We start from the raw sequence: 25,010 nt of genomic DNA on the forward strand, positions 1-25,010 counted from the left end.
TTATACGGGTAATAGGACGGCAAAAGTGTCAAATTATTGCGAAACTACTATATAGGTGCTTGTAAGTAATTGATTATGAGATTGAAAATTTTTTGTTGAATAAGCTGGATTGGATAAGTTTTTTATGAAACAGGATCATTGTTCGCTGTTTTGTTCAGGAGGGGGTATAGCACACAATAAAAAACCCGGCACAAGGCCGGGTTTCACTTTTTCATAGTTTTAGATTGTACTAAGGCATAATTACTCTCTGCCGGTAATGTTGTAACCAACAGTAAACAGGAATAAGGAGTTACGCCAGTCGGCAGCGTTATCGTTGTCGTTCAGCTTGGAAATATCGCCATTGTAACGGACACCAACACTTAAGCCCATCGGAACAGAACCAAGGCCAACGCCAAAGGCATAACCTAAGCTGGTAGCTTTAAACTGATCCAGATCGTCGTCTACGTTCTGGTCATCGACTTCAATATCTCCTCCGATTCTGAACGACACCTGCGGACCACCTTCAAAATAAACAGGACCAGCGTTAATGCGGGCTAGTACAGGCACATCAAGGTAACTTAGCTTATACTTTACCACATCATCTTCCGACTCGGCCCCTTTCTTTGAAAACAGCAGTTCAGGTTGTACAGAGAAGAAATCTTCTGTAATGGGCACATTGGCTGTCAGACCTCCATGGAAGCCCCACATCGATTCAAGACCATCCGTGTCGTCACCTTCAAAGCTAGACAGGTTTGCTCCTGCCCGAATGCCAATTCCGACTTGTGCTTGTGCGGCCACGAAGGTCGCTAAGGTAAAAATGAGTAAAAATAACGTCTTCTTCATAGTTGTAAACTGTAAGTAGATAGTTGGTAATCAAACAAGGCGGGGGAGGTAAAACCTGACTGCCGCCTGATGTAAGCCTATTACGAAGGCTTCGAACAAAAGTATAGAAATGAGAATACTTTTGTTGGCGGAAGGGTGCAACTGCGAGGTATCTTTTACAATAGGGTTATACGAAAAAAAGCACCAACTAATAGAGTTGGTGCTTGAGATAATTAGTTAATAAACAATTATTTAGCGTGTATGGCTGTTAGCCGGCCCATCCTTCTCTGTCGAGGCTGCGGTACTGAATAGCTTCTGCTAAATGTTCAATTTTTATTTCTTTGCTATCCGCAAGGTCTGCAATAGTTCTGCTCACTTTCAGGATGCGGTCGTAGGCGCGTGCCGATAAACCCAGCCGCTCCATAGCTGTTTTTAGAAGCGTTCTGCCAGCTTCATTTACCTGGCATATGTCCTTCACCATTTGCGACGGCATCATGGCGTTGGAATGTATGCTGTCGAAGTCTTTGAAACGCTCGTGCTGTAGCTTACGCGCTGTAACCACGCGCTCGCGTATGCTTTGGCTGTCTTCTGCACGGCGGGTTGCTGTCATCTCATCAAACGTAACCGGCGTTACCTCCACGTGCAGGTCAATGCGGTCCAGCAAAGGACCGCTTACCTTATTCAGGTAACGCTGCACAATGCCCGGCCCGCAGACACATTCTTTCTCCGGGTGGTTATAATAACCGCAGGGGCACGGGTTCATGCTGGCAATGAGCATAAAGTTAGACGGAAAATCGATGGTGGTTCTAGCCCGGGAGATGGTTACACGGCGCTCTTCCAATGGCTGCCGCATCACCTCCAGCACCGAACGCTTGAACTCCGGCAATTCATCTAAAAACAACACCCCGTTATGGGCAAGCGAAATTTCACCGGGTTGCGGTACGCCACCGCCACCAACCAGCGCTACATCGGAAATGGTGTGGTGCGGTGCTCGGTATGGGCGCGTCGAAAGCAGTGAGGCCGCTTCGCCCAGTTTGCCTGCTACCGAATGGATCTTGGTCGTTTCCAGTGCTTCGTTTATAGACAGCGGCGGCAGGATAGACGGCAGCCTTTTGGCCAGCATGGTTTTACCGGCACCCGGAGGGCCGATCATAATGACGTTATGGCCGCCGGCTGCAGCAATCTCCAAGGCTCTTTTGATATTTTCCTGTCCCTGCACATCGGCAAAATCAGCGGCGTACTGGTCTGCGCTGCTTTGGAACAGGTCGCGCGTGTTTATGGAAAGCGGCTCGATGTGCAGCCTGTCATCCAGGAACTCGATCGCCTCTTTGATGTTCTGCACCCCGATGATGTCAAGGTTGTTGACGATGGCAGCCTCACGGGCATTCTGTGCAGGAAGTATAAATCCTTTAAAACCCTCTTTGCGGGCCTGTATGGCAATGGGCAATACTCCTTTGATCGGCCGCAACGAACCATCCAGCGAAAGCTCTCCCATGATCATGTACTGCGACACCTTGGCAGGACTCATCTGACCGGAGGCAGCAAGTATGCCCGTGGCAATGGTCAGGTCGTAGGCAGAGCCTTCTTTGCGGATATCGGCAGGCGCCATGTTGATGACCACCTTCTGGCGCGGCATTTTGTAGTGGTACTGCTTCAGGGCCGATTCGATGCGCTGTTCGCCTTCTTTGACCGCATTATCCGGGAGGCCGACCAGGAAATACTTGGTGCCTGCACTTACACTTACTTCGATGGTAATGGTATAGGCATTTACGCCCTGCACGGCACTGCCAAACGTCTTGATGAGCATACTTTCTTTTAAAGTATAAATAGGATGATTTTGAGTCGAAACAACCGGCAAAGTTAATTGATTCCAAGCAGGAACAGCTTTAGAACAAAATAGATTTATTTTTTCAGCCTGATCATATCCGGGTGCAGCGGCAGGTAGGTGTCCACCACGTTTTCATCTTTCCTGTGGATAGTGACAGCAGTGCAGGTACTGTCGGGGAGGGTGACCTCGAAGGCAATGCCACGGGCTACATCATCGTAAATGTATACCTGTTGCTGCTTTGTGTTGGTGTAGTAAGCCAGGGGAGTTAGCTTATACTTCTGGCGGATGTCTGCAATGTTGCTCCCGGTGCCTATACTTCCTGAGGTTTTGAAAGCGGGTGACGTTACCTGTACCTGTTCTGTCCGCAGGGCTTCCTGGCCTTTTTCAAGGTGGCGCACAAAGTATACGGCTACGTATTGGCGCACCTTCTTCTCATCAGGGTTTATCCAGAAGTTGAGGGCTTTTCCCATGGCGGCGTCGCCACTATCAGGCTGGCCCAGCTTGCTGTTCACCAGCTCTGCCGTTTCGCCTAAGCGGATCTGGCCAATGCGCTCACCGGGTACGATCAGGTAGGAAGAGTCGGGTTTTGGCGGAGCCTTGGCCACGGGCTTTTTTATAGTATCAGCTGCGAGCGTATCTGGTTGCGAGGCTTGTTGCTGTGCCGGTTTGCTGTTGCTGCTGCGGCTATCGCAGGAAAGAGTAGCGAAGACAAGTAGAAAGTATAAAATGCAGCGGTATCTCATGGTATAAAAAATCAGGGTATCCGCTACCGCACCGTGCAGTGGCGGATACCCTGTTATACGCTCCGCTGGTATACTTGTGCGAAGTGCGCTGCCGAAGTATAAACTACGTGAGTTTCTGCTCCAGTAACAGAATAAGAATGTGGATCACTTTGATGTGGATCTCCTGCACGCGGTCGGCATAACCGAAGTGCGGCACGCGGATCTCTACGTCGCAGAGCTGAGCCAGTTTGCCACCATCCTTGCCTGTTAAGCCTACCACCGTCATGCCTTTGGCCTTGGCTGTTTCGGCTGCTTTCAGCACGTTGCCCGAATTACCGCTGGTGCTGATGGCCAGCAGCACGTCGCCTTTGTTGCCCAGTGCTTCCAGGTAGCGCGAGAACACAAACTCATACCCGTAATCGTTGCCCACACAGCTCATGTGGCTGGCATCGGAAATGGAAATGGCTGGGATGGCCCGGCGGTTGTCGCGGTAGCGGCCGGTCAGTTCTTCGGCAAAGTGCATGGCATCGCACATAGAGCCGCCGTTGCCGCACGAAAGGATTTTGCCACCTGCCGCTATAGCCTCTGCCATTGCATTGGCGGCACGCTCGATAGCGGCAATGTTGTTTGGGTCTGCGATAAAGTTATTCAGCGTTTGCTGTGCCTGCGCCAGCTCGGCAAGTATGGTATTGGTCATGATTGTATGCTGTTCCGGCAATGCCGGGTATTGTTCTTCTAAATTTCTGCTGATTTATACTTACACCGTCAGCTGCATCTGCGTCAGTTTGGAGTACAGGCCGCTGGTTTGCAGCAGCTCGTCGTGCGTGCCCCGCTCTACAATGCGCCCTTGTTGCAGCACCACAATTTCGTCTGCGTGCTGGATGGTGCTGAGTCGGTGCGCGATCACGATGGAGGTGCGGTTCTTCATCAGGTTTGTGAGGGCCTCCTGTACCAGCTTCTCCGATTCCGTATCCAAGGCGGAGGTGGCTTCATCCAGTATAAGTATGGGCGGGTTCTTCAGAATGGCGCGGGCTATACTTAAACGCTGGCGCTGCCCACCCGAAAGCCGGCTGCCCCGGTCGCCTATCATAGTCTGATAACCCTCCGGCGTCTGCATGATGAACTCATGCGCATTGGCAATCTGAGCCGCCGCAATCACATCGGCCTCCGTGGCGTCTGTTTTGTTAAAGGCGATGTTGTTGAAGATGGTGTCGTTGAAGAGAATAGACTCCTGTGTTACCACGCCCATCTTATCCCGCACCGACTCCATGGTATAATCGCGGATGTCGTGGCCGTCGATGTAAATGCCTCCGGAAGTCGGGTCGTAGAAGCGCGGGATCAGGTCGGCCAGTGTAGACTTACCTCCTCCCGAAGGGCCTACCAACGCCACGGTTTTTCCTTTTTCAATGCTCAGGTTAATATGCTGCAGTACTGCCTTATCCCCGTAGCCAAAAGAGACATCCCGGAACTCGATCTGGTGCTGAAACTCAGAAAGCACCTTTGCGTTTGGCTTGTTCACGATCTGCGGCTTGGTATCGATCACTTCCAGCACGCGTTCACCGGATACCAGGCCACGTTGGATGTTGCTGAATGCTGAAGACATGGCTTTGGCCGGTACCAGCACCTGCGAGAACAGGATGATGTACGTGATAAACTCGGCCGGCTGCAGTTCGGACTGCTGATTGAGCACCAAGTTACCGCCATAGTATAAAAGCCCTGCCACCACACTTACGCCCATGAACTCGGAAAGGGGAGAGGCAAGATCGCGTTTGTGGGCAATGGAGCGCTGGATGCGGGCGTAGCGGTTGTTCTGGTCGTTGAACTTGTCCATGATAAACGGCTCCGCGTTGAAAGCCTTGATCACACGCATGCCGCTCAAGGTCTCATCGATGATCGTCAGGATGAAGCTAAGGGAATCCTGCCCCTGCTTGGCTTTGCGCTTCAGCCTTTTTGAAATGCTGGCAATGATACCCCCAGAAAGCGGCAGCAGGATCAGGGTAAAAAGCGTGAGTTTTACCGACATGCTAAACAGCACAGCAAAGAAGGCAATGATCGTGATCGGCTCGCGCACCACCACCGTCAGGGTGCTTACCACCGAGTTTTCCACTTCCTGTATGTCCACAGTCAGGCGTGTCATCAGGTCGCCTTTGCGCTTATCCGATAAGTAGCCCAGCTGCAGTTGCGTTACGCGCTCGTACACGGCGTGGCGCATTTTTTTTACCACATGGGCCCGTAATGCACCTATAATCCGGAAAGCCAGGTAACGGAACAGGTTAGCCAGTAACACTGAAGCAACTACCACAAGGCAGACGAAAAGCAAAGCTCCTTCGCGCCCATGCTCCAGAATTACCTGCCCGAAATAGTAGTTAAAGAAATCGGTGAAAAAGCTGATCTCGAACCGGAACTCCGGCCGCTGGGTAACCATGGACATGGCTTCTTCGGTGCCCACCTGCCCAAACAGCACATTTAGCAGCGGGATAATGAGCGTAAAGTTGAACAGGCCGAAAACAATGCCCAGAACAGTGTAAACAAAGTATAGCGGAACGAAACGGCTGTAAGGCCGCGCAAACTGCAGTATCCGGAGGTACGTCTTCATAAAGTAGGGTTCCGGGTGGGCGGCTCTGAATTCTCAGAGCGGTTGCCGCACTTTTAGCTGGCATTGTTGCCGCTAAAGCCGGAGTAAGTATAAAAATATAATTGCTTCAGGTTAAGGCTTAAGCAGCAGCGTAACTGGAGCATAGCCGCCGCAAAGATAACCATTTAGTAGTTGTGATTTTAAAGATGCGGGGAAAGGGTAAGTAATTCTTGGGTTATAGCTCTTTAAAGGAGTTATCTGCTTGTTGCTTCGTAGCTGAGGTTTATACTTGTAGCAAGCGAGCCTTTGCTTCGTAGTCTCTTCTCATCCCAGTCTAACCCACCTATACTCCCATAGTTTCTCTCCGAGCGCTTAGGGCCGCGGGGCCTCGTCCTCGGGCATCGCGCTGTCTAGCTTTCCTGCCTAACGGCTGCCACTATCGTGGCACCGGAAACCCATAAGGCGCTCAACCCAAGGACTGGAAACGACACTGCTTCGTGAGCGGCTTTGCAACTGGGAACCATGTGTAGGGACAGGTCGCGACCTGTCCGCACTATACCAGCAGCAATGAAAGTATAACTTCAGCTAAAGCAGTATCAGAGTTCCCCTCCTTAAACAAGGAGGGGCCAGGGGTGGTTGGACAACTGTAGCAATGAAACTTATTCTTGCAAGAAGGCTGAGACGCAATTCCCCTCCTTGGAGGGGTGCAGGGGTGGGTTTATACTTGAGCTTAAATGCCAACTGCTGGTCGGGGAGAGTATAAAAAAACAAACCCCCTCCTGTTTCCAAGAGGGGGCTGACAAGTCTTGCTTAAAACTCGTGCAGGCGTTGCGGGATGTTCCAGCGGAAAGCTACCGAAGTAAAGGCGGTGTTCTTGTCGAGGGTGTTTAGTTCAGCGTCGGTGCGGCGCAGAATCTGCTTCAGGTCGACGAAGACGTTGTGGCGCAGCTGGAACGAAGCCGTGAGGTCGAGGTGCACCTGGTTGGTTTTGATGCCTTGGCCTATCTCGTTGCCATAATCCTGCGCGCGTGTCAGGTAAGACAGATTTACGTTGTTGCCCCAGTTCAAAGTATCCGTTTCCAGGTACTCATCCTGTCCGTATTGGGTGGCAATGGCCTTGGCCGTAAGGTTCAGGCGCGGGATGGGCTGGTAGCGCACAATACCAACGAGCTCATACAGGTTGGCCCCTGTAGGGTGAGCTAATGGCTGATTGTAGTGCTGGTAATTGGTGAACTGGTCTACGTGCTGGTAAGTATAAGGGCGGATGATGTTCACCTCCCCCTGTAGGTCCAGGTTGGGCAGCCCGAATGCATCTATATACTTGGCTCCTACCTGGGCTGCCTGTTTGTTGGCCCACCAACCGTTGCCAGCTTTCATCTCACGCAGCAGGAACTCGTCCAGCATCAGCTGTCCGTACAGCTGCACGCGGTTGTAGATGTTCCAGCGGAAGTCGGCTCCCAGCATGGCATTATCCTCGCTTCCCAGGCCCTGCTCTATACTTCTGTAAAAAATTATCGGATTGAGGTACTGCAGCTCGAACTTGCCTTCGTCGCGTGCAAACACGATCTGCTCGAACAGGCCCAGGTTAAAGTTGTCGGTGATGTTAATGCCCAGGCGGTGCAGTGCCATGTATTTTTTCGGGAACAGCTCGTCGCGGCCGGTACGGCGGAACTCTGAGATCAGCTCCTGCCACAGGCTCTGGTAATGAATGCGCCATACATTGGCATTCAGCTTCAGGAAGAAAGCCGGCGGTGCATAATCCGAATAAATAAGGGAGCGGTAACCATCGCCTATAAAGTGGCGGTCGTGGCCGAGCTGCAGTTCCACGTGCTTTGAGGGTGCATAGTTCAGGTAACCGCGGGCAGTAATAAAATCGTAGCCATCGCCTTTAAAGGTTTTCCAGAAGCCTTCGTGCGGCACCACATTGTCGCGCTTGATGCGGTCAACCACATAGCTCGGGAATTTGGCCTGGTTCTCGCCTATGAAAGTATAAAAACCGAACTTCTCATCAATGGTGCCTTCCAACTGCACGCCGCGCGTGTTGATGTAGCGCATGCCGTCGCTCTGGTTATCGTAGCCTGCCTCTAGGTGCAGCACCGGGTTCACGCGCAGCGTAAACACATCACTTTCGTAGTGGTAAAGGTCGGAAGGCTTGCGGTAAAAATACTTCAGGAAAACCTGTTCGCTGTCTTTGGCACGGTTGGTATAGTTCCAGTTATCGTTCAGCAGGTATTGTGTGTTAAACTGGTCTGCGGCAGATATGGTATTACGGGCACCCACCTCAGCCAGGGCAGCTACATCGCGACGGCCGTATGGGCGTACGCTGGTCTGCAGTTCCGGCACCTCAGTTCCATACTTTATCTGGTAACGGTCTATCAGGTGGTAGGTGTCGCGGTCGTAGGGTACGTATACATCCTGTGCTTTAACAGCAGAGAACGATAACAGAGATAGCGCCAGCAGGCGTAGTCGTAATCTCATAAAAATTGACGTATGTTTGGGGCAAATTTATACTTTCAAGAAACCGAATTTACTCTTTTGCAGCAAGAATGTTGTAAGGCCGCTCAATTTTAAAGCATGACAGTGGCCGCATCCGTACCTGGCGTGCAGAAAGTATAAATTAGTTATCAGGAAGTATAAACGTGCTTGCAGCGGCTATAATTATAGTACAAGCAATTTATAGTTGCTGCAACCTGCGTATCTTTAGCCCATAATCTAAGCCAACTATGCGAAACCCGAACCTCCATATCTTGACAGATACGCCCTCGCTGGCAAACCATTTTGTAGCCGAGCTGCGCGATGTAACGGTGCAGCACGACAGCCTGCGCTTCCGGCGTAACCTGGAGCGACTGGGCGAGTTACTGGCTTACGAGATATCCAAAACCTTGCCTTATACGTCGGCAGGCATTACTACGCCGCTGGCACAGACGCAAACCATGCTGCTGGCCGAGCAGCCGGTGTTAGCCACCATCCTTCGTGCCGGTCTGCCCCTGTACAACGGCATGCTCAACTACTTCGATAAGGCATTCAGCACGTTTGTAGGAGCCTACCGGGTAGAAGAACAGAACACGGAGCTGCAGATCAACATGGAGTACCTGGCGTCTACGGATATCCATGACAAGATCCTGATCCTGGCCGACCCGATGCTGGCCACAGGCAGATCGCTGGTAAAATCGTATAAAGGAATGTTGCGCCATGGCAAGCCGGTGCAGGTGCATTTTGCCGCTGCGATTGCCTCGCCGGAGGGAGTGGCCTACGTGCAGGAACAGGTGCCGGAGGCACATATCTGGCTCGGAGCATTGGATGAGCGACTGAACGAACATTTCTACATTGTGCCTGGCTTAGGCGATGCCGGCGACCTGGCCTTCGGACCCAAAGTATAGCTGAACCTTTAGGTTGGGTAGCCTGTTGCTAAAAGGTTGGCTATGAGCACAATAAAGTAAGGTGTTTCAAAGTTATTATTGTAAAAGTTATACTATTTTACAATTCTTGGCTCGTATAAATTATTTAGAGGAGCTTTATTTAAACAAGAGTACAAATTAGATTAGTTGTGGCGGAGGAAATACTTAAATACCTGTCGGTTTACCTGGTAAGCATGGTAAAATTTTTTGGAGGGCCGGTGGCAGGAAGTAGCTTAGGATTACCGTATGCACAAACGGTGCTGCTCACAGTAGCCGGCATGATGACGAGCGTTGTGATTTTCTCTATCATTGGTAGGGCTTTTTCTAAATGGATGTCCAGGCGCCGCCGCGAAAAACAGAAGCCGGTTTTCTCCAAAAAGAACCGCCGCATTGTGCAGGTATGGCAGCGCTTTGGTGTTATTGGCATCGCCTTCCTTACCCCAATTTTTCTGACGCCTATACTTGGCACCGTGGTAGCAGCCCTGTTTGGAGCACCCAAGAAGCACATCTTCATACACATGCTGTGGAGCGCCATTTTGTGGGGAGCTGCCCAGACGCTATTTGTATATGAGTTCAGGGATTTTGCTTCTTCCCTATTTTAGCGTAGGCTTTACACTTTAAACAACAAGGCCGGCCCATCTACAGGGCCGGCCTTGTTGTTTTAGCGCTTCTTGCTGCTTTTCTTTTTAGTTTTCTGCCAGAACGAGTTTTTAGGGTCGCCCTTGCCTCTCTTAGGCTTGCTTTTCGGGATGGCTTTCTTCTCGTGGAAGGCTCCTTTGAAGTCCGGGTTCTCGCTGCGCTTCTGGTGGTCGATGTCACGGGCGATGGCCTGTTGTTCGTCAAATGGCGTTTCAAATACTTCTACTTCTGCCGGTAAAGGCTCTTCCGGTATCTGCATCCGTATCAGTTTCTCGATCTTGCGGATGTGGTACATCTCGGCGGGGTTGGCAAACGTAACGGCAGCACCCACTTGCTCGGCACGGCCTGTGCGGCCTATGCGGTGTACATAATCTTCATACACAAACGGCACATCGAAGTTGATCACATGGCTCACCATACTTACGTCGATGCCACGGGAAGCTACATCGGTTGCCACCAGGAAGCGTACATCGCCCCCTTTAAAAGCTTCCATGGAGTTGATGCGCGTGCTCTGGCCCTTGTTGCCATGGATGGCACGTACTTCACCGTACTCTCTTCGCTCCAGGAACTTGGCCACGTTCTCTGCATTCTTCTTGCTGCGGGTAAAAATGATTACCCGGTTAAAAGTCTCCCTGTCCCGGATGAGGTATTCCAGCATAGCAATTTTGGTGCGCAGGTTCGGCACCTGGTAGAGCACCTGGCTAACGGTTTCTACCGGCGTGGCCTGTGGCGTTACCTCAATGCGGGTCGGGAACTCCAGGAACTCTTCTGATAGCTCCACCACTTTGGGGTGCATAGTTGCCGAGAACAGCAGGTTCTGGCGTTTGCGCGGCAGCACTTCAAGCAACTGACGGATCTGCGGCATAAAGCCCATGTCCATCATCTTGTCGGCCTCGTCCAGTACCAGCGTCTTTATTTCTTTCAGGATCAGCTCGCCTTTGATGTACAGCTCCATCAGTCGCTTGGGCGTGGCAACCAGTATGTCTATTCCTTTATTTATCGTCTCGATCTGCGTTTTAGGTCCGAGTCCGCCATAAATGGCTGTGTGACGCAGATCGGTATACTTTGCGAGCAGCGTGATGTTCTCCTCGATCTGCATGGCCAGCTCACGCGTTGGCGCCAGTATAACGGCACGCGGATTGTCACCCTGCGCATATTTCACCTTCATGAGTATGGGCAGCAGGAAAGCCGCCGTTTTGCCCGTACCTGTCTGGGCAATGCCCATCACATCGTGGCCACCCATTATAACCGGGATCGCCTTCAGCTGAATGGGGGTTGGCTTTTCGTAGCCGGCTTCTTCAATGGCATTCAGCAGCTGTCTGTTCAGCTTAAAATCCTCAAAGGTGGTTATTTCTTTTTCTGCTTCTTCTGCCATGGTGGTACTATATACTTTGTGTTGATGTACAAAGGTACGGGAAATTTGTGGGAGGGAGGTGAAATGATGAAAACCACGGGCGCAAGTGTATTAAATGTGCTTTCAGCTGCAACCCTTCCACAAAGATCAGGGTCCATTAGGAAGAGACCGTTATTCTACCACCTAACCCTGCTGCTTATGAAAAGGAATTTGTTCAACTCAACTATATTAACAGGTATAGCCGGTGCCGCGTTGGTTCTGCTCGCTGCCTGCCAGAAAGAAATGACGGATAACTCTCCTAACGTGCGGCCACTGACAGAGCAGGAAACAAAGACCGTTGCCAGTTCCAATGATTTTGCCTTTCGCTCTTTTGCCCGCTTAAGTGAGGAGGAGGCAGCAGAGAACATCTTTATCTCGCCGCTAAGTATAAGTATGGCCTTGAGTATGGCTTATAATGGTGCCGAAGGCTCAACCAAAGAAGCCATGCGCCAGACACTAGGCTTTGAACTGACGACAGACGAGGACATCAACAAGTCGTTCAAGAACCTGGATGTGCTGCTGAAAGGTATTGACAAGAAAATTACATTCAACTCGGCCAACTCGCTGTGGCACAGCAATCAATATAAACTACAGGCGCCTTTCGTAAAAACCAACCAGACCTACTTCGATGCTACTGTGCAGGGACTGGACTTTTCTTCGCCTTCGGCCAAAGACCAGATGAACGACTGGGTGAAGACCAAAACCAACGGCAAGATCGAAAAGATTGTGGAGCAGGTGCGCCCTGACCAGGTCCTGTTCCTGATCAACGCCATTTACTTCAAAGGCACATGGACCTACCCTTTCGATCCGAAATTAACCCGGCCGGACCAGTTCCGGAAGGAGGATGGCACCATCGTTACCCACGACTTCATGACCCTGAAGAACGGGAAGTACCTCTACTACCAGGATGACAGCAAAGAGCTGATCGACCTGCCCTACGGCAACCGTCAATACAGCATGACCATCCTGATGCCAAAAGAGCAGCACACGGTACGCGATCTGGTGCAGGAACTGAACGGAGCTAACCTGGGAAACTGGCTGTCAGAAGCAGATACTTCTAAGCTGGAGCTGCACATGCCCAAGTTCAAGCTCGAATACGACAAGGCGCTGAACGACCTGCTGACGCAGCTAGGGACGGGCGTAGCTTTTAGCGAGAATGCCGATTTCAGCCGCATGGTGGAAGGGCAGCGGAACCTGGCCATCTCCGAAGTAAAGCATAAAACCTTTGTGGAGGTGAACGAAGAAGGCACCGAAGCAGCAGCGGCCACCTCTGTAGGCATTGTGGTTACCTCCCTGCCTCCATCTATCCGCATCGACAGGCCCTTTGTGTTCCTGATCCGGGAGAAATCCTCCAACGCCATTGTGTTCATAGGCAAGCTGATGCAGCCACAGTAGCCACAAGCCGGGTAAGAGAGTAGATTTCTGCAGCACGCTAAGGTAATGTGTATTAACTTTGTTGAGCACTTATCTTAGCAACATGAAATCTATCCTCATAAAGAACGCCCAACTCGTTAACGAAGGAAGTATAACCACTGCCGATGTTCTGGTAAAAGACGGACGCATTGCACAGATTGGCCAAGGGATAACTGCCCAGGTCGACGAAACCATTGATGCCACCGGCCTGCACCTGCTGCCCGGCGTGATCGATGACCAGGTGCACTTCCGGGAACCGGGCCTGACGCACAAAGCAACGATAGCTACTGAAGCGCGTGCGGCTGTAGCGGGTGGTACCACTTCGTTTATGGAGATGCCCAACACGGTTCCCAACACGGTAACGCAGGAGCTACTGGAGGATAAGTATAAAATTGCCGCCGAGACCTCGCTGGCCAACTACTCCTTCTATATGGGCGCCACCAACGACAACCTGTCGGAGGTGCTGCTGACCAACCCGAATACGGTGTGTGGTATCAAGATCTTTATGGGATCTTCCACGGGGAACATGCTGGTGGATAACGAGCAGACGCTGGAGCAGATCTTCTCCAGAGCCAAACTGCCCATTGCCGTGCATTGCGAAGACGAGCAGACCATCCGCGACAACATGGCGCTGTATGAAGAGAAGTATGGCGACGACATCCCGGTGAAGTGTCACCCGGAGATCCGCAACGAGGCTGCCTGCTTTAAATCGTCTTTCCTGGCCGTGAAGCTGGCTGAGAAGTTTAACACTCGCCTGCACATCCTGCACATCTCCACCGAAGAAGAACTGAAGCTGTTCCGCAACGACATTCCGCTGGAGCAAAAGCGCATTACCGCCGAAGTATGTGTGCACCACCTGTGGTTCGACAAGGAGGACTATGATACCTTCGGCACGCAGATCAAGTGCAACCCGGCAGTGAAGGAGGCGCGCCACAAAAAAGGCCTGCTACAGGGCTTGTTGGAAAATAAACTCGATGTGATTGCCACTGACCATGCCCCGCACTTGTGGGAAGAGAAGCAGAGCAAGTATAAACAGGCGCCGTCTGGAGTGCCGCTGGTGCAGCACTCGCTGCAGATGATGCTGGAGTTCGTAAAACAAGGCAAACTGACGCTGGAGAAGATAGTAGAGAAAATGAGCCATGCGCCGGCCATACTTTTTAACGTGCGTGAGCGGGGTTACATCCGCGAAGGCTACTGGGCCGACCTGGTGCTGGTAGACCTGAATAAGCCGTATACCGTGACCAAAGATAACACCTACTACAAGTGCGGTTGGTCGCCGTTTGAAGGTCATACTTTTAATTCGACTATAGCCCATACGATAGTTTCGGGGCACTTAGCTTATAGCGAAGGTGCTTTTGATGAGAGCAAGAAAGGGGAGAGGATGTTGTTTGACAGGTAGTATGGAGCTAGAGCGATTTAAAGAACTGCATGCCCGGTTTTTTGGGAAAAAGCTGCCGGAGGAGGTATTAGCTTCAGAGGAGTATGAGGCCTATGAGGAGGCCATACACGAAGATGAAGCCTTCTACAATTGGGCAACAGCAGAAAAGCTAAAAGCCAAAGGCTTTGACTACGAAAGCTACTGCTGTATGATGATGGCCGACAAAGTATACGAGAGCCTGGATGAGGACGGGGAGATCAGGTATGACGACCCGGAGGTGGTCATCAATAAGTGGGACGCAGGGCTTTACGGTATACCGGTACACAACGGCGGCGCCACCATGGTGGTGATTAACTACTGCCCCTGGTGCGGTACAAAGCTGAATAAGTAAGCCTTTCCCAGTATGGCGCGAGCGTTCACGCTCGTGCCATACTATAGTTGGGCCTCCGGCCCGGCTGGGTCTGAGACTCGAATTTATAGTTTGGACACGAGTTGCAAATCCATGTCAGCGAAAGGCTGAGTAAGTAATAAGGTATGCCCTCGCTCGCGTCCCGCGAGTGTGAGGCATAGGGTGGCGTCCCGCCACGTTTTAAAATAATATCATACTATAGCGGCCAGAGTCCGCATAATAGTGCACACTCGCGGGACGCGAGCGAGGGCAATAGGAAAATTCCCCTCCTCGGAGGGGTGGGTTTCTTAGCGAAATTTTAATAATAGCAACTCGCTTTGCTTTAATGGATTAGCTTTTTAAAGCGAAAATACCTGAAATTTTTTAACCAAAAAATGCGTATCAGGTATTGTAAATAAGAAAACGGCACGTATATTTGCATTCTCAAACGAGACACGGTGGTTGTAGCTCAGTCGGTTAGAGCACCAGATTGTGATTCTGGGGGTCGTGGGTTCGAGCCCCATCTTCCACCCCAAGCCCTTGAAGCAAACCTTCAGGGGCTTTTTTATTTACCTGAATTGCTAAATTGTTGAAAGGTTAAATTGTTACTCAGCAACAAATAACAACTATTTTAGCAGAAGCCGATTGCTGGTAAGAATGTGCGGCTACAAGAGGAGTAGATGAAAGTTTATACTTCACCCTCATTCGTAATTCATAATTCGTAATTCATAATTAAAAAGATATGAGCTTAGTAGTAGTTGGTTCGATGGCGTTCGACGCGCTGGAGACTCCCTTCGGAAAAACAGACAAAATCGTAGGCGGCGCCGCTACCTATATTTCTTTGTCGGCTTCTTATTTTGTGAAGCCCGTGAATGTGGTATCAGTAGTGGGTGGTGATTTTGACCAGGACCACATCCAGCTGATGCACCAGCGCAACATCAGCACCGAAGGCGTGCAGGTAAAGGAGAATGAGAAGTCTTTCTTCTGGTCCGGCCGCTATTTTAACGACATGAACAGCCGTGAGACGCTTGTTACCGAGCTAAACGTGCTGGGCGACTTCGACCCGATCATACCGGAAAGCTACCAGGGCTGCGAGTTCCTGATGCTGGGCAACCTGGCCCCGCAGGTACAGCGCACCGTGATTGAGCGCCTGAACAACCGTCCGAAGCTGATCGTGATGGATACCATGAACTTCTGGATGGACATTGCCCTGGACGAACTGAAGCAGACAATGGCGCTGGTGGATGTGCTTTCCATCAACGACGAAGAGGCGCGCCAGCTGAGCGGTGAATATTCGCTGGTGAAGGCTGCCCGTAAGATCATGGCCATGGGACCAAAATTCCTGATCATCAAGAAAGGCGAGCATGGAGCCCTGCTGTTTAACGACGACAAAGTGTTCTTTGCGCCAGCCCTGCCACTGGAAGAGGTATTTGACCCAACCGGTGCCGGCGATACGTTTGCAGGTGGTTTTATCGGCTACATTGCCGCTACAGGCGATATAAGCTTCGAAAACATGAAGCGTGCCGTGATCCACGGATCGGCCTTGGCCTCGTTCTGTGTTGAGAAATTCGGCACCGAGCGCCTGAAGAACCTGAGCCAGGAAGAAATCGACAACCGCGTGCAGCAGTTCGTGAACCTTGTGCAGTTCGAATCGCAGGTTGTGTAAGTATAAAGAAAGTATAAAATAAAAAGCCGCTCTGTTCAGGAGCGGCTTTTTTTATTGTTGTTGCCTAAGCCATAGTTTGGCCTCGATGATATCTTCAAAATACTTGATGTTGATCATGTTCTCCTGTATGGCGGCTTTGTTGCTCTGCTCCATGCTCATCTTGCCAAATACGTCGGCAGGCACCAGGAAAGCTATGTAGCGTACATGCAGCTCTTTCGCCTTCGGAAACCATACTTCGTCAAGCCATTGCTGGTTCTCCTGCGGCATTACCTTCAAACCACTCGTATCAGCCAGAATTTTATTCGCGTTATGCTCCTCCAGCACAGCCAGCGTGCCCAGTGCTATCTCCCGGAACACATCAGGTTTAAGGAAGCCTGTGTAGACCGAAACCGCCGCCTGAATTCCCGGATCAAAATAGTAAGTAGTAAGCATAAGTTAAAAGTATGGACGTATTGCAAGGGTATGAAGATTCTAATGTAGGTAAACCACCGATAAGTATAAAATATTAAGTAAAAATACTTAGAAGGTATAATACGCAGATGTGTTGTAAGAGCTGCCTGTGCGTGTTTACTTTTTATACTTTGAAACAAAGAATTGCCGCCCAGGGTAAAAAGGAGGGTAACTAACAGAAGGGAAAGATCATGAATGAGAATAAGAATCCAATGAAAGGCAAGAAAGGTCAGGAAGATCCAACCAACAAAGTAAAAACGGATCCTACGCATAAAGTGCAGCAGACAGAAGACAGCAAAGTGCAAAACCCGAACCGTAACCTGGCACAAGGAGGTAACAACATGCCTTTGAAGAAGAAATAAAAAGATAAGCTCCATGTATAAAAGAGGAAAGCCCACCAGCTTTCCTCTTTTTGTTTTCGTGCAAATCCGCACATCTTTCTATCTTTACCCTCCGCACAAACAGTTCTCCATGCAGGAAACAGATATATGTATAGTTGGGGCCGGGCCGGGTGGCGCAACCGCTGCCCTGCACCTGGCGCAGCAGGGTATCCCTTCGTTGTTGATCGATAAAGCCGTTTTCCCGCGTGACAAGATTTGCGGTGATGCGCTCAGCGGCAAAGTGGTGAGCGAACTGAAGCGTATACACCCGGAATTACCGGAGCGCCTGAGCCAGCAGCCGGTGCAACTGCCCTCCTGGGGAATCCATTTTATATCACCTGCCGGTCACAAGCTCAGCGTGCCGTTCAAGTATAACTACAACTCCGCACACGACACGCCCTCCGGTTACATTGCCAAAAGGGTAGACTTTGATAACTTTCTGATTGAGGAGGTAAAGAAAAGACCGGAGATCACGTTGCTGGAAGGCATGGATATTTCTTCTTATACCCGCGAAAACGGCCAAATCAGGCTGTCCGACAGCAGCGGAAGTATAAATATCAGCACCAAGCTGCTCATTGCCGCCAACGGCGCGCATTCCTCTTTCTCCAGGCACATAGCTGGTATCAAGCAGGAGCCGGAGCATTACTGTGCCGGGTTGCGGGCCTACTACAAGAACGTGTCGGGGCTGGATCAGGACAACTTCATTGAGCTGCACTTCTTCAAAGATTTTCTGCCAGGTTATTTCTGGATATTTCCGCTGCCGGATGGGTATGCGAACGTGGGCGTGGGTATGTTGAGCGAAGCCGTGAGCAAACGCAAAATAAACCTGAAGCGCGAGATGCTGCGCATGATCGCCGAGCACCCGGAACTTAAAAAACGCTTTGCCAACGCCGAGCTGGTAGGCGACATCAAAGGGTATGGTTTGCCGCTGGGTTCTAAAAAGCGCACGATCTCCGGCGACAATTACATGCTGGTAGGCGATGCCGCCTCGCTGATTGATCCCTTTACCGGTGAAGGCGTAAGCAACGCCATGATCAGCGGCCGCTGGGCAGCTACACAGGCGGCACAATGCCTGGTACAGAGCAACTTCTCCGCTGATTTTATCCAGGCTTATGATAAAGCCGTTTACAACCGACTCTGGAAAGAATTGAAGCTAAGCCGCCAGATGCAACGCCTCCTCGACTACCCGTGGCTGTTTAACCAGGTGGCTAACAAAGCCGCCACAAACAAAGCCCTCGCCGAAACCATTTCCTGCATGTTCACCGACCTGGACCTGCGCGAAAGGCTCAAGCAACCGTCGTTCTATATGAAGCTGCTTTTTAATTAGAGTACAGGGCGAGGAGGCTGGCTAAAACTCCTGCTTCAGCCATAGTTTAAAGTTCTGCTTTTCCGCTTCCGTGGCGTCTGCTCTTTTGGCGATCGTATACTTTGGGTAGAAGGTTCTCTTATCAGCCTGCAGCAGCACCGTCAGCAGTTGCTTGTTGCGGAACAGTGTGAGCGTAATCAGGGAAATATCCTCCGTGAGCAGTGCCTGCAGGTTCTGCTCCAGCTTCCGACTGTTCACGGCGATCAGCTCATCGTCTATACTTAGCGCGGTGCTGGCCGGAGAGCCGGGAGCAATGCCCGCCACTTTTATACTTTGGTTCTCGGTAGTAGTCTTAAATCCGAAGAAGCGTTTGTGCAGCAGCGGGTTTGCCGTTTCCTGCAAGGTGCAGCCAACGTAGCGAAGCGCCTCATCCAGGGCCTGTTCTATAGGCGCAGTGCCATAAATAAACTGCTCAAAGTATGGCGTAAAATCGCTGCCTGCTACCTCGCTTACCAGCTGCGCGTAATCCTCTGAAGTATAGCCAATCCCTTTCTTGCCAAAATCCTGCCACAGGCACACCATCACCTGGTCCAGGTTAGCGCGGTTGTTAGTGGCTTTTCTGAGTTGCAGGTCCAGCAACAGGGCGGTGAGGGCACCTTTCACATAGATAGATACTTTGCGGTCCGGGATGCCGGGTTTGTAGCCGTCCAGCCACAGGTCGAAGGAGGACTCGGCAAGAGAAAGATTCTGATGGCCGAAGTCGGCGTAGTAGCGTTGCAGCGTGTTGTTCAGCTCCTCGAAATACTGCTCTGCGGTAAAGAAGCCGGAGCGGGCAAGTATAAAATCGCCGTAGTAGGTTGTCAGGCCCTCCACCACATAGCCGGTACGGAAGTAATTCTCTTTAGTGTAATCATACGGGTGCATTTCCGCAGGACGAATCTTCTTGATGTTCCACGTGTGGAAGAGCTCATGCGAGCTCACGCCCACAAACTCCTTGTACAGGCTTGGTAACATCAGTTGCTCACCGGGCCCCAGTGTGATCACGGTGGAGTTGCTGTGCTCCACCCCGTGGTAAAACCGGTAAGGTAGTATCTCGTTCAGGTAATGGTACTCCGTTACCGGGAAATCCCCGAAAAGCTCGAGTTGCTCTTTGGTAAAGTCCTCAAAATCGTGCCTTATCTTTTCCCAATCCGGCTGGCAATCGCCCTGTATCCAGATGTAAAAGGGTATGCCGGCTACATCATACTTTGTTTGCTTCAGAGAGGCACTCGCAATCAAAGGGCTGTCCACCAGTTCGTCGTAATCTTTTGCAAGCAGTATGTGAGGATCTGTTGCTTTCAGGCCGCAGGCAAGCTGCCAGTGCTTTTGTATAGCAAGTATGAGCTGACAAGGCTCGTGCTCGCGGCCCACTACCGCCATCATGCAGTTGATCGGGTTTAGGTAGAGCTGCGTTTCATCCAGCCAGGAGCCGCCCCCGTCCATCTGCCGCGCATAGAAAGTATAGCTGATGTTTATACTTGCTGCGCCACCCGTTTTTATCCGCCACCGGTCTTTCAATACTTTCTCCGCTAACAATGGCTGTCCATCGGCAGTGGCGGCAAACTGCTGTATCTTCTGGGCAAAGTGTTGCAGTTCGTAGCGCCCCGGGCGCCAGGCGGGCAGCTGTAAGTATAGCTCCTGTTGGGTGTTTTCTGTTACCACTATCTCAATAGTGAGGTAGTGGGAGAGGGGATTGGTATATGAAACGTGGTACTGTATCATGCGCGGTACTGGTGTTAAATGCAGTAAAAGAGGCCTTTGCAGCTGATTTAACGCTGTTTTAGCTTCTGTTGATGATCTTTTTTTAAATATTACTTGGGTTGACTTTGCTAATTTACAAAAGGTTACTAATTTTGCAGGCCATAATAAAACCATTGGCAGACGATGAAAAGAACATTCCAGCCTTCTCAGAGAAAAAGAAGAAACAAGCACGGTTTCAGATCTAGAATGGAAACCGCTAACGGTAGAAGAGTACTAGCTAGCAGAAGAGCTAAAGGCAGAAAGAAACTTACTGTTTCTGACGAGAGAAGACACAAGGCTTAATCCTTATTAGGTAGCGCTTTGCTCAGCCCGGAGCCGCTCAAGCAGATGGATCCAGCTAACGATACAAACGCAGAGCACTCAACTTCCTATACATTTTCGAAAGAAGAACGCTTGTGCAGTAAGCGCTTAATCTCGCAGCTGTTCAGCAAGGGTTCTTCTTTTAATTTGTATCCGTTACGCTTTGTTTATTACACCCCGCAGGATCTACTGCCGGGGCAAACGCAGCTGTTAATTTCGGTGTCGAAACGCTATTACAAGCGTGCCTCCGACCGTAACCGCTTAAAGCGGCAAATACGTGAGGCTTACCGCCTTAACAAGCAGCTTCTCGCACAGCACAAGGACCAGGCCCCCCGCCTCCTTGCCATATTATATATAGGTAAGGAAAAAAAATCCTTTGACACAATTCAAAAAAAACTAATTTCCGGTTTGGAACGTTGTCTGAGTAAGTAGTCTTACCTCGTTCTCAAACCTGAAATTACTATGTACAAGAAGTCTATTGTCGGTCTGCTGCTGGGCTGTCTTGCTATGGGGCTCTTCGCCTTCAAGACAGAATCAGAGCGTTACTTCGAGATAGCCAAAAACCTTGACGTTTTTGCTACGCTCTTTAAAGAGGTAAATACTTATTATGTGGATGATGTGCCGCCAGCCAAAATGGTGCGTACAGGCATCGACGCCATGCTTAAATCGCTGGACCCCTACACCAACTATATTCCTGAAGACGACATCGAGGATTTCAGAACCATGACTACCGGTCAGTACGGTGGCATTGGCGCTCTGATCGGCAACCGCGACGGCAAAGTGGTGGTGCAGATGCCTTACGAGAACTCTCCTGCACACAAGGCCGGTTTGGTAATCGGAGATGAGATCCTGAAAATAGACGGTGTAGTTGTTACAGGCAAGAATACTTCTGATGTAAGCCGGTTGCTCAAAGGGCAGGCAAACACACCGGTAAAATTAGAGGTTCGCAGCTACGGCCAGACCAAAAGCAGAACAGTAGAGCTGTCGCGTGCCAACATTATGGTTGAGAACGTGCCCTACTATGGTATGATCGACAACGAGATCGGCTACTTCCAATTATCCGGCTTTACGATGGATGCCTCCAAGGAAGTAAGAATGGCGGTTCAGAAGCTAAAGGAGCAGGGAGCCAAGAAGATCATCTTTGACCTGCGCGATAACCCGGGAGGTTTGCTGCACGAGGCAGTAAACATCTCCAACCTGTTTGTTGACAAAGGCAAAGACATTGTAAGCACCAAAGGCCGCGTAAAGGAGTGGAACAAAACCTATCAGGCCCTGGATGAGCCACTGGACAGAGATGTACCTTTGGTTATACTTACCAGCTCACGCAGTGCATCGGCATCTGAGATTGTGGCAGGTGTGATGCAGGACTATGACCGTGCCGTGCTGGTAGGGGAGCGTACTTTCGGTAAAGGATTGGTGCAGGCCACCCGCCCTTTGTCTTACAATTCACAACTTAAAGTCACTACTGCTAAATACTATATCCCAAGCGGCCGCTGCATCCAGGCGATCGATTACTCACATCCGAATGAGGATGGTAGCGTGGGCACCATACCTGATTCACTGCGCGTAGCTTTCAAAACTGCAAATGGCCGAACCGTGTACGATGGTGGTGGCGTTAGCCCTGATGTAGAAACAAAGCAACCTGAATTTTCAGAGATCACCAGAACCATTGCCGGCAAAGGTTATTTCTTTGAGTATGCCAACAAGTATAAAGCGGAAAATCCTAGCATTCCTTCGGCCAAGAAGTTCAAGCTTTCTGATGCCGACTATAAGAAATTTGTCGCCTTCCTCGGAAACAAAGATGTGAACTATACTACTTATGTAGAGCGCGAGCTGGAAGATCTGTCTGAGAAAGCAAAAGAAGGCAAGCACTACGAAGACATCAAGAGCGAGCTGGATGCGATCAAAAAGAAAGTATCGCATAACAAATCCAACGACCTGATGCGCTTCCGTTCCGAGATCCAGGAAATGTTGGAAGCCGAGATCGCTTCCAGATATTACCTGCAGAAAGGGTACATCGAGGCTACTTTCGATGATGATCCGGATATCCTGATGGCAAAGCGCGTGCTGAACGATCCGCAACAATATAGCTCTTACCTGAAAGGTAAATAAGGTTCAGGTATAAATAAGAAGGGTGATGCTGCAAAAGCGTCACCCTTTTTTGTTGCAAAACCTCTACTTGTTCGCTAGCGCAGCTTACGTTAATTTTGCAGTGCAAAAGCGACGTATGAACTGGTTGTTAAGCCGAAGCTTATACTTCCGGCACCAATTCATAGTCCGTAATTCATAATTCGTAATTCATACGCCATGTCCTTACTGCTCGCACTCGAGACCTCTACCACTGTTTGCTCTGTTGCTTTATACAAAGACGGGCAACTATTGGGTGCGTCAGAGTTGCAGATCGAAAAATCACATTCTTCTCATATAACCGTAATGATCTCGCAGCTCCTGGAAAATTGCGGACAAGCGCTGCACGAGTTGAGTGCGGTTGCTGTGTCGGGTGGCCCCGGCTCCTATACCGGTCTTCGTATCGGAAGCTCAACCGCTAAAGGACTGTGTTACTCGCTGGATATTCCGCTGCTGGAAGTATCAACCCTGCATGGGTTAGCGGCTCAGGTTATCAGCAAGACCCCTAATCCGGAGCGCTATCTGTTTTGCCCGATGCTGGATGCCCGCCGAATGGAAGTTTATACTTGCCTGCTGAACTACAAGATGGAGGAAGTGGAGCCGGTAACACCTGTGGTCTTGGATGGCAAGTTCCTGGAGGAGCGTCTGGCACAGCAACCAATCATCTTCTTTGGAAGCGGCGCTGCAAAGCTTAAGCCGTTAAAGCAAAGTATAGATCAGGCACTTTTTATAGAAGATGTGGTTCCGTCAGCAAAACCTATCGGAAAACTGGCGCTTGCAAAGTATGAGCAGCAGGCATTCGAAGATGTAGCCTATTATGAACCCTTCTACCTGAAGGATGTTTATATAACAAGTGGGAGTAAAAACCTTACTAAATAAGAAGAACAATGTCAGAACTTATAAACAAAGTAGCCCAAAGCGCGCTGGTAACTATAAACTTGGAGGAGTTGCTTCATCCGGGTGAACGCGTGGTGTACGACATAAAAGACAACCTTTTCCATGGATTGATCCTGAGAGAGAAAGATTTCAGGGCGTTCATAAAAGAGAATGATTGGACTGTGTATGATGGAAAGAACGTGGCCATCATTTGCTCGGCTGATGCCATTGTGCCAACATGGGCCTACATGCTGCTGGCAACGAAGCTACAGGGGCGTGCGAACTACTATGTGTTCGGAGATATGGAAGCTTTGGAGCAGGCGCTGATGCAGGAAGCGATCGCGAAAATTAATCCGGATGAATACCAGGATGCCAAAGTAGTAATAAAAGGCTGCGGAAGTATACCGGTGCCCACCTACGCCTATGTAGAGATTATGAGAAAGCTTCTTCCTGTAGTAAGCAGCCTGATGTATGGGGAACCATGCAGTACGGTGCCCTTATACAAGAAACCAAAGGCAGTTTAAAATATACTTACACAAAGAAGCCTCACTGTAAATAGTGAGGCTTCTTTGTGTACACGAGTGTAGCCAGACAAAAGGGAGTAGATAAAAAAGTTAAAGCAAGCTGGAACTTCAGAATCGGAGAAATAGTTAGGTATCAGCCTTCGGACGGGAGGAAGAAAATAGTGGAAGGGGCACAATGAAAATTCTGTTTTAACTGGAACTTACAGACTGGGCAGAGATGTTTTTGTTAAGGTCACCTGATAAAAAGGGGGCAAAGCGGGAGAGACACCCGGTCAGGTGGGCGCTTTATCCTTACAGGGAGATAAACCTTAAACTTTTTAAAAAATTTTTCCAGCAGCCGCTCAGGGTCTTACAGGAAACTACAGCCAAAACAGGAGAAAGCTTCAGGCAGGAGCCTTGCGCAGCAGGAAACTTTACCTACCTTTGCACTCCCTTCTGAAAAGAACGGGAACAAGAACAGAAGGCTTCAGCAGGAAGCTATAAGTGAGATTTAGAAAGCGAAAGCAGAAAAGAAAAGTTTTTCTTTCGGGTGCTTGCAAAAAGAAAAACATTCCTTACCTTTGCAGCCCCTTCAGACGGAAGGCTTCTTTGAAAGCAGTAAAAGAGCTTAGGCTAACACAGCTTAAACAGAGAAAAAGATCGAAAAAAAGTTTTCTAAAACGCTTGCTAATAAAAAGGAAAGTTTCTTACCTTTGCACCCGCTTCTGAAAAGAAAATAACCGCCAGTAGGGTGGTTGAAAAAATAAAAAAAAAGATTTGGTAGAGTGAAAAACTCTAACGAACTTTGCCACCCCGAAAGGGGTGAATAAAAAAACAAGAGCCGGCAACGGTGTCCTTCTAAACGAGAAGGGGCAAAGCAAAGAAATAGTCTTTGCAGAAGTTCTTTGAGAGATTGATTGAGACAGAAATTTAAGGTAATCCAAGCAGCGGATTTTTAATCAACTGCGTCAATTCTAAAAAAGGAAAGGGCCACGGATCGGACGGACACATCAGCAACTTTGGTTGCAACGAGTATTTTATACAATGGAGAGTTTGATCCTGGCTCA

22 protein-coding genes and 1 tRNA gene are annotated in these 25,010 nt (G+C 50.0%); 14 read left to right on the forward strand and 9 right to left on the reverse strand.

From position 1 onward, the window contains the following. Positions 1 to 240 precede the first annotated feature (240 nt). The 6 genes from MJ611_RS19670 to MJ611_RS19695 all read right to left on the reverse strand — a co-directional run bounded on the left by MJ611_RS19670 (position 241) and on the right by MJ611_RS19695 (position 8,404). On the reverse strand, positions 241 to 822 hold the full coding sequence (locus MJ611_RS19670; protein ID WP_250432162.1) for a porin family protein: 582 nt from the start codon (positions 820 to 822) through the stop codon (positions 241 to 243). Positions 823 to 1,069: 247 nt separating this feature from the next. After that, on the reverse strand, positions 1,070 to 2,608 hold the full coding sequence (locus MJ611_RS19675; RefSeq protein WP_250432163.1) for a YifB family Mg chelatase-like AAA ATPase: 1,539 nt from the start codon (positions 2,606 to 2,608) through the stop codon (positions 1,070 to 1,072). Between the two features lie 95 nt (positions 2,609 to 2,703). Continuing rightward, positions 2,704 to 3,372 (reverse strand): hypothetical protein, encoded by a 669-nt coding sequence (locus MJ611_RS19680; RefSeq protein WP_250432164.1) that lies wholly within the window; start codon positions 3,370 to 3,372, stop codon positions 2,704 to 2,706. A 103-nt stretch (positions 3,373 to 3,475) separates the two neighbouring features. Continuing rightward, positions 3,476 to 4,048 carry a D-sedoheptulose 7-phosphate isomerase gene (lpcA, locus tag MJ611_RS19685; RefSeq protein WP_250432165.1) on the reverse strand — a complete coding sequence of 191 codons (573 nt, stop codon included), beginning with the start codon at positions 4,046 to 4,048 and terminating at the stop codon, positions 3,476 to 3,478. Positions 4,049 to 4,108: 60 nt separating this feature from the next. Further along, positions 4,109 to 5,947 carry an ABC transporter ATP-binding protein gene (locus tag MJ611_RS19690; protein ID WP_250432166.1) on the reverse strand — a complete coding sequence of 613 codons (1,839 nt, stop codon included), beginning with the start codon at positions 5,945 to 5,947 and terminating at the stop codon, positions 4,109 to 4,111. Between the two features lie 789 nt (positions 5,948 to 6,736). Beyond that, a complete protein-coding gene (locus tag MJ611_RS19695; RefSeq protein WP_250432167.1) occupies positions 6,737 to 8,404 on the reverse strand; it encodes a hypothetical protein in 1,668 nt (555 codons plus the stop codon). 245 nt (positions 8,405 to 8,649) lie between these two features. Here MJ611_RS19695 and upp point away from each other — a divergent pair, with 245 nt between their 5' ends. Both upp and MJ611_RS19705 read left to right on the forward strand, forming a co-directional pair. After that, positions 8,650 to 9,306 carry a uracil phosphoribosyltransferase gene (gene upp, locus MJ611_RS19700; protein WP_250432168.1) on the forward strand — a complete coding sequence of 219 codons (657 nt, stop codon included), beginning with the start codon at positions 8,650 to 8,652 and terminating at the stop codon, positions 9,304 to 9,306. A 212-nt stretch (positions 9,307 to 9,518) separates the two neighbouring features. Then, positions 9,519 to 9,926 carry a small multi-drug export protein gene (locus MJ611_RS19705; RefSeq protein WP_250432169.1) on the forward strand — a complete coding sequence of 136 codons (408 nt, stop codon included), beginning with the start codon at positions 9,519 to 9,521 and terminating at the stop codon, positions 9,924 to 9,926. A 59-nt stretch (positions 9,927 to 9,985) separates the two neighbouring features. Here the strand turns inward: MJ611_RS19705 and MJ611_RS19710 are convergent, their stop codons facing one another. Beyond that, positions 9,986 to 11,338, reverse strand: coding sequence for a DEAD/DEAH box helicase (locus MJ611_RS19710; RefSeq protein ID WP_250432170.1), 1,353 nt, complete (start codon positions 11,336 to 11,338; stop codon positions 9,986 to 9,988). A gap of 177 nt (positions 11,339 to 11,515) precedes the next feature. Here MJ611_RS19710 and MJ611_RS19715 point away from each other — a divergent pair, with 177 nt between their 5' ends. The 5 genes from MJ611_RS19715 to MJ611_RS19735 all read left to right on the forward strand — a co-directional run bounded on the left by MJ611_RS19715 (position 11,516) and on the right by MJ611_RS19735 (position 16,201). After that, a complete protein-coding gene (locus tag MJ611_RS19715; RefSeq protein WP_250432171.1) occupies positions 11,516 to 12,751 on the forward strand; it encodes a serpin family protein in 1,236 nt (411 codons plus the stop codon). Positions 12,752 to 12,833: 82 nt separating this feature from the next. Next, positions 12,834 to 14,168 carry a dihydroorotase gene (locus MJ611_RS19720; protein WP_250432172.1) on the forward strand — a complete coding sequence of 445 codons (1,335 nt, stop codon included), beginning with the start codon at positions 12,834 to 12,836 and terminating at the stop codon, positions 14,166 to 14,168. 1 nt (position 14,169) lies between these two features. After that, the gene (locus tag MJ611_RS19725; protein ID WP_250432173.1) at positions 14,170 to 14,538 is read left to right on the forward strand and encodes a DUF6980 family protein; all 369 of its coding nucleotides are present in this window, start codon (positions 14,170 to 14,172) and stop codon (positions 14,536 to 14,538) included. A 455-nt stretch (positions 14,539 to 14,993) separates the two neighbouring features. Next, a tRNA-His gene (locus MJ611_RS19730) sits at positions 14,994 to 15,070 on the forward strand. Between the two features lie 207 nt (positions 15,071 to 15,277). Continuing rightward, positions 15,278 to 16,201 (forward strand): PfkB family carbohydrate kinase, encoded by a 924-nt coding sequence (locus MJ611_RS19735; protein ID WP_250432174.1) that lies wholly within the window; start codon positions 15,278 to 15,280, stop codon positions 16,199 to 16,201. 51 nt (positions 16,202 to 16,252) lie between these two features. On the opposite strand, the gene MJ611_RS19740 is transcribed toward MJ611_RS19735, so the two are convergent. Beyond that, positions 16,253 to 16,633, reverse strand: a complete 381-nt coding sequence (locus MJ611_RS19740) for a hypothetical protein (RefSeq protein WP_250432175.1) — start codon at positions 16,631 to 16,633, stop codon at positions 16,253 to 16,255. 209 nt (positions 16,634 to 16,842) lie between these two features. On the opposite strand from MJ611_RS19740, the gene MJ611_RS19745 reads away from it, so the two are divergent. Next, positions 16,843 to 17,013 carry a hypothetical protein gene (locus tag MJ611_RS19745; protein WP_250432176.1) on the forward strand — a complete coding sequence of 57 codons (171 nt, stop codon included), beginning with the start codon at positions 16,843 to 16,845 and terminating at the stop codon, positions 17,011 to 17,013. 109 nt (positions 17,014 to 17,122) lie between these two features. After that, entirely contained in the window at positions 17,123 to 18,358 is a 1,236-nt protein-coding gene (locus tag MJ611_RS19750; protein WP_250432177.1) for an NAD(P)/FAD-dependent oxidoreductase, read from the forward strand. A gap of 21 nt (positions 18,359 to 18,379) precedes the next feature. Here the strand turns inward: MJ611_RS19750 and MJ611_RS19755 are convergent, their stop codons facing one another. Continuing rightward, entirely contained in the window at positions 18,380 to 20,098 is a 1,719-nt protein-coding gene (locus tag MJ611_RS19755; protein WP_250432178.1) for a M61 family metallopeptidase, read from the reverse strand. A gap of 162 nt (positions 20,099 to 20,260) precedes the next feature. On the opposite strand from MJ611_RS19755, the gene rpmH reads away from it, so the two are divergent. The 5 genes from rpmH to MJ611_RS19780 all read left to right on the forward strand — a co-directional run bounded on the left by rpmH (position 20,261) and on the right by MJ611_RS19780 (position 23,964). After that, the gene (rpmH, locus tag MJ611_RS19760; protein WP_007659000.1) at positions 20,261 to 20,419 is read left to right on the forward strand and encodes a 50S ribosomal protein L34; all 159 of its coding nucleotides are present in this window, start codon (positions 20,261 to 20,263) and stop codon (positions 20,417 to 20,419) included. A gap of 45 nt (positions 20,420 to 20,464) precedes the next feature. Next, the gene (locus MJ611_RS19765; RefSeq protein ID WP_250432179.1) at positions 20,465 to 20,869 is read left to right on the forward strand and encodes a ribonuclease P protein component; all 405 of its coding nucleotides are present in this window, start codon (positions 20,465 to 20,467) and stop codon (positions 20,867 to 20,869) included. Positions 20,870 to 20,899: 30 nt separating this feature from the next. Then, positions 20,900 to 22,549, forward strand: a complete 1,650-nt coding sequence (locus tag MJ611_RS19770) for a S41 family peptidase (protein ID WP_250432180.1) — start codon at positions 20,900 to 20,902, stop codon at positions 22,547 to 22,549. Between the two features lie 195 nt (positions 22,550 to 22,744). Then, complete coding sequence (gene tsaB, locus MJ611_RS19775) at positions 22,745 to 23,443, forward strand: tRNA (adenosine(37)-N6)-threonylcarbamoyltransferase complex dimerization subunit type 1 TsaB (RefSeq protein ID WP_250432181.1); 699 nt, start codon at positions 22,745 to 22,747, stop codon at positions 23,441 to 23,443. 8 nt (positions 23,444 to 23,451) lie between these two features. Then, positions 23,452 to 23,964, forward strand: a complete 513-nt coding sequence (locus tag MJ611_RS19780) for a DUF2480 family protein (RefSeq protein WP_250432182.1) — start codon at positions 23,452 to 23,454, stop codon at positions 23,962 to 23,964. The last annotated feature ends 1,046 nt before the right edge of the window (positions 23,965 to 25,010 follow it).

The organism is Pontibacter ruber (assembly GCF_023630205.1).
GTDB classification, from domain to species: domain Bacteria; phylum Bacteroidota; class Bacteroidia; order Cytophagales; family Hymenobacteraceae; genus Pontibacter; species Pontibacter ruber.